The sequence below is a fragment of the Tetzosporium hominis genome (genome assembly GCF_002265435.1).
GTDB lineage: Bacteria > Bacillota > Bacilli > Bacillales_A > Planococcaceae > Chryseomicrobium > Chryseomicrobium hominis.
Map to the genome: position 1 here is coordinate 1 of NZ_NOKQ01000086.1, position 247 is coordinate 247.

General features: G+C 47.0%; 1 pseudogene. It reads left to right on the plus strand.

Going from position 1 to position 247, the window contains the following annotated elements:
• Window positions 1–240, plus strand: a pseudogene (locus CF394_RS00295) (ABC transporter ATP-binding protein); the annotation flags it as partial.
• Between the last annotated feature and the right edge of the window lie 7 nt (window positions 241–247).

Below are 247 nucleotides of genomic sequence, written 5' to 3' on the forward strand. Positions count from 1 at the left end.
TGGAGAGAAAAGAAGATGACGATGATCCTCGTGACGCACGATATTGACGAATCGGTGTATTTAGCCAACCGGATCGCAATTCTTACGGCAAAGCCGGGGAGAATCCACAAGCTGATTCCGGTCGATCTGCCTTTTCCGCGCAGCAGAACATCGCCCGTTTTTCAAACAATTAGACAAAAGGTGCTGAAAGAGTTCGAGACAACGGAAACATTCAGCTTTCAGGAAGGTTCAGGAATTTGAGCAGAAA